The following is a 4,889-nucleotide window of genomic DNA, read 5'->3' as shown; positions in this document are numbered from 1 at the left end:
CATATAGCGGGTGGGATTCCCGTCGAGTAAGAACTAGCCATTCGCTCGTAGCGAGTCTTGGAGGGCTAAAGGTAACTTTAGTCTTTAAGCGTAGACAGTTAGGTGGCGGGCCGAAAGCCAAATGGTTGAAGGGATTGAGCTCCATAATGTTAGTAAATCGAGAGGGCTGATGCTTTACCTGCAGCAGAAAGCTACATTTTATCTTTCGTTAAGGGCAAGATGGATAAAACCTCTCTGGAGTCAGAGACCTTGGCACGTTACACATCGATATGATACGGCAACTCGGGAGACCCTACCGGTCTTTTCTTGTTAGAAGAGTATGGTGTACAAGCGATAAAAAGCAAGGAAACCAAATGCTGTGTAGGGAGTCGGATAGCAGCGTAGTACCAAAGAAGTTGGGTAATGCTGATGGAGGAAAGGCTAGCTACCAGTTATCGCCCTTACTAGGGAAACATTTACTACACTCAGAGGTAGGGATAAATGGAAACAAAACTACTAAGGATAGCAGAATTAGCAAAACCTCAATCTAAGAGATTAGCAACATTTTGTGAATGGTAACTAGGAGGAGCCGTGGGCGTGAATAGCGCAAGCACGGTTCTGTGAGGGGGGAGGAACACAATCTACCGCAAGGTAGAAAGGTTCCCTTCTACTCGACTAGTTTAAGTATATTCCTTCACAAAGTTACAGAAAAAGCCGAACATCCCAGTTAGGAAAATCGGCTTTTTTCTTTAATTCGATTTTAAACAATAACAATTGCGAAATACGGTTTCATTGAACCTTACTTAAACACCAAATAATTAGATGATACTGTATTGTTACCAATCGATTGGTTTTCCATCTCTGAAGAATCCTCCGGAAGGTCCTTCAGGTCCGATCGTCGCTAACCAAAGGATAGACTCCGCTGCTTGCTTTGGAGTTCTTGGAGCAGATGGTCCACCCATATCTGTACTGACCCACCCCGGACATACCGCGTTTATTTTGATATTTCCTTTGATTTCTGCAGCTACCAATTGTGTCAAACCATTCAAGGCAAGTTTAGACAACTTATAGGCGCCTACTCCTTGATGAGACATTTCTCTCATTTCCCCATAACCTGATGAAACATTAATGATTCTTCCATAGCCATGCTTTTCCATGATCGGAATAAAGGAGTGAATAACATGGTAAGCGCCGAAGAAATTAGTTGCCATCGTTTTCTCTAGAATGGAAGCGTCCATTGTCAATAACTTTTCATTCTCATCCAAATACACGCCAGCATTATTAATCAATGCATCTAATCTTCCATATCGCCCATTTACAGTAATCGCAGCTTGACGGATGCTTTCTTGATTGTCTACATCCATTACCACAAACGAAACGTCCAGATTTAACTCCTTAAGTTTTTGCGTAGCTTCATGCCCCACCTCTGGATTTCGACTTGCCAAAATGACCTTAAAACCTTTCTGAGCTAGTTGTTTGACTAGTTCATATCCAATTCCTCGATTCCCACCAGTGACAAGTGCAACTTTTATATCCTTTGACATTTAATATCCTCCTTTATTCGGCTACTAATCCTGAGCTAGAGTAAAATTTTCCACACCCTAGAAATTTAATAAAAAAAGTAGGACAGGGAATATAAATCAATAATGAACAGAGAGCTCTTAAAGAATGTTGAATTTATTCCTTATCTAGAAAGATGTTAGAAAGTTGTTGTATAGGAGTAAACATGTAATTTCTAAGTAAGATAGTTACCAAACTTAATATCAATGATACCAATTCTACAACCCAGTGCAAGTGTTTTACTTAACCCTTTTAAGTAAATCACATGACCGTTATTATCCATACTTTTAATAGAAATGGGTGGCTTTTTATAAAAGTATATCTCACTACATGGAACGGCCTCGAAGATCGCATTCCGTCCTTATCAACAGGTACGGTAAGTAATGTAGCCCCCTCTGCCTCGAAAAACATCAATCGCTCCTGAGTACGTAGGAGCTTCCATCACCAACCACATCCCCTGGTTCAACGATTTCTACGTAGCAGTATTAAGAGAATCTGCATTATTAGAATTTGATCTTGAAACCGGAGAACAACGGGAAGTAATATCTGGACTTGGTTGAATTCGAGATAAAATTGAATGGAGTAACGATAAGTGCAAAATACCGTGACTGATTGAGATTTCTTGACTTAGAGTAAACTCTAAGTATTACTCTTGCTTTGTGTCGTAAATTAAAAGAGAGTGAAGAAATAGACATAGCAGATTTAATGGAGGCGGTTATATTGACATATTCTATTGGAGAATTTTCTAAAATCGTTGGGGTGAGTGAACATACATTGAGGTATTACGAAAAAGAAGAGTTAATAAAAGTAAACAGAGACGAGAATAATGTCAGAGTTTACTCGGATAAAGACAAATTATGGGTTGAAACTTTGCTCCACCTAAAAAAATCGGGGATGTCACTAAAAGACATGAAACAATTTATCATGTGGGGGTATATGGGGGATGAAACAATGGAAGAAAGGTTAGCACTACTTAAAAATCATCGCAAAAAAGTAGTGGAAGAATTCAAGAAGATTCGTCAAAGCTTAGAGTTTCTTGATACTAAAATAAATTTTTATGAAAATGAATTAGGAAACTGTTTCTCTTGAAATTAAGCAGCCAGTTGTTTTTTCATTTGCGTCTGACAACTTTCTAATTTTTTTTCGAAAAAAAACTTGCTTTAGAGTACACTCTAAGGAGTAATCTACTCTTGCTCCATTTAAATAAGAGGATGTAATAAACCTTTATATAAGGAGAAAATAACGTAGAAAATTAGGAGGAATAATTTATGAATAACAAGAAAGTTTGGTTTATCACTGGTGCTGGGCGTGGTATGGGCGTGGAGTTCACAAAAGCTGCCCTAGCCGCAGGTCATCAGGTCGTCGCTACAGGTCGTAATACCGATAAAGTAGCCAAAGTCCTCGGTGATGATGAAAATCTGCTGATTGTAAAGCTGGATGTCACTAATCCTTCGGATGCCGAATCTGCCGTCAAGTTGGCAGTTAATCGATTTGGACGTATTGATGTATTGGTTAATAATGCAGGTAACTTTTATGGCGGCTTCTTTGAGGAACTAACCCTACAACAGATGGAACGCCAAATCAGTACCAACCTATACGGTCCTATGAACGTCACCCGTGCAGTGTTGCCTTTGATGCGTAAGGCTCGGTCTGGACACATTATTTCAATTTCTTCTCTTGCAGGCTTGGTCGGAGGTGCGGGTGGTTCCGCTTATTCTGCTTCGAAGTTTGGTCTTGAGGGTTGGATGGAGTCGTTACGTGATGAAGTCGCTCCATTCGGTATCAAAACAACCATCGTTGAACCAGGTTTCTTCCGTACCGAACTTTTAGAGCCGGAATCAACATTCTGGGGTGACCTGTCTATCGATGACTACGCTGAGGGTAATGCACAAATCAAGGCTTTCTTTAAAGAAAAAAATAGAAAACAGGAAGGCGATCCTGTCAAACTTGCAAAGGCTCTAATTACCATTGTAAGTCAGGAAGAACCACCGTTCCGCTTAATTGCTGGTGCGGATGCGATTACTGGTGCGGAGCAAAAAGTCGCCGAGCTTCAGCGACAGATCAACGCCCACCGTGATTTATCAACTTCTCTTGCGTATGAGGATGCATAAATATTTAAGTTATCGAGCTGGCTTGGAATGTGGTATCTTGGGGGAATTGCGAGTATAAAAAACGTACCTTTGAGCTGACTTCTCGCGATTAGCAGTGAAAATGGTTAGGGGGAGGTGTTCAACTCCCTTCACCTAAGAAAAATAGAAAGTTAATTTTAGCAAGTTTTCTATAAGAAAGGATTTCATTTTTTTGACAAATATTCAAGATAAGGTTGTCATTATTACGGGTGCCTCTAGCCAGATTGGTGAAGCTACTGCAAAAGATCTTTCATTTAAAGGTGCGAAGCTGGTACTGGCGGCTTGTCGAGCAGATAAATTAAAGAAATTACAAGAAGAGATTCAAAATAATGGCGGGCATGCTATTTATAAAGTGACCGATGCTGCCTCATACGAACAAATAGAAGAGTTAGCTGAGTATGCTCTTAAAGAGTTTGGGAAAATTGATGTAATGGTCAATAATGCAGGAGTAATGCAGCTATCACCTGTTCATCAGAAAAAAATCAATGAATGGGATACGATGATTGATGTTAACATCGAGGGTGTTCTTTATGGTATTGCTGCTGTTCTTCCATCCATGAGGGAAAGAAAAGAAGGTCATATCATTAACGTTTATTCCCACTATAAACTGAACCAGCAGGGAATTCTAAGTGACCAGCTTTTTTAAAGAAGGTCTTCGTATAGAAGAGGCTAGCAACAATATTCGTACAACTATTATCTCTCCAGGAACTATTGCTACTGAATTACTAGAATCTATTTCAGATTCAGAATTAAAATCTGCAATCGTTGAAGATAACAAAATTGGAATCGAGCCTGTTAACATTGCTCGTGCCATTGCATTTGCAATTGAACAACCATCAGATGTAGCGATAAATAAGATGATTGTTTGCCCAACAGTTCAAGGACTCTAAAATAGAAAGCTTTTGTAATGAGGCAGTCCCATTTTTTGGGGGGCTGCTTGTTGGGTATGTAAGACATTAATACAATTAAAAAAGAGATTGAATTTTAAGCTTGTGAATCTTTGTACTTAAACAAACGGGTGCTTTTGTTACGGATGATGGTCGCTGCGGCGGTCATTTTTTCTTGTTGAACTACCATGAAAATTTACTTCTGTGCCTTCGATAAAAAGGCAATACTAAAGAAGACGCAGCTCATTCATTTTTTTAAAAGGGGAGAGCGTCTAATTCATTGATCTATGGAATTCAGTTGAATAGATTAGGATGCTTCAGGTTCTTGTAGAGT

The 4,889-nt window shown here is 39.5% G+C and carries 3 protein-coding genes and 1 pseudogene; 3 read left to right on the top strand and 1 reads right to left on the bottom strand.

The window, feature by feature from the left end; translation table 11 throughout:
* Positions 1-815: 815 nt before the first annotated feature.
* Positions 816-1,523, bottom strand: coding sequence for an SDR family oxidoreductase (locus M3226_RS31125; protein WP_251573356.1), 708 nt, complete (start codon positions 1,521-1,523; stop codon positions 816-818).
* Between the two features lie 736 nt (positions 1,524-2,259).
* Here M3226_RS31125 and M3226_RS31115 point away from each other — a divergent pair.
* The 3 genes and pseudogenes from M3226_RS31115 (at position 2,260) to M3226_RS31105 (ending at position 4,558) form a co-directional block, all read left to right on the top strand.
* Positions 2,260-2,628: a MerR family transcriptional regulator gene (locus M3226_RS31115; RefSeq protein WP_251573354.1), complete on the top strand. Its 369-nt coding sequence runs from the start codon at positions 2,260-2,262 to the stop codon at positions 2,626-2,628.
* A 179-nt stretch (positions 2,629-2,807) separates the two neighbouring features.
* Positions 2,808-3,650: an SDR family NAD(P)-dependent oxidoreductase gene (locus M3226_RS31110; protein ID WP_251573352.1), complete on the top strand. Its 843-nt coding sequence runs from the start codon at positions 2,808-2,810 to the stop codon at positions 3,648-3,650.
* Between the two features lie 190 nt (positions 3,651-3,840).
* Positions 3,841-4,558, top strand: a pseudogene (locus M3226_RS31105) (SDR family oxidoreductase).
* Positions 4,559-4,889: the final 331 nt, after the last annotated feature.

Source organism: Neobacillus cucumis (assembly GCF_023715505.1).
The sequence above is the reverse complement of the archived record's forward strand: the minus strand, read 5'-3'. Positions and strand labels throughout refer to the sequence as shown.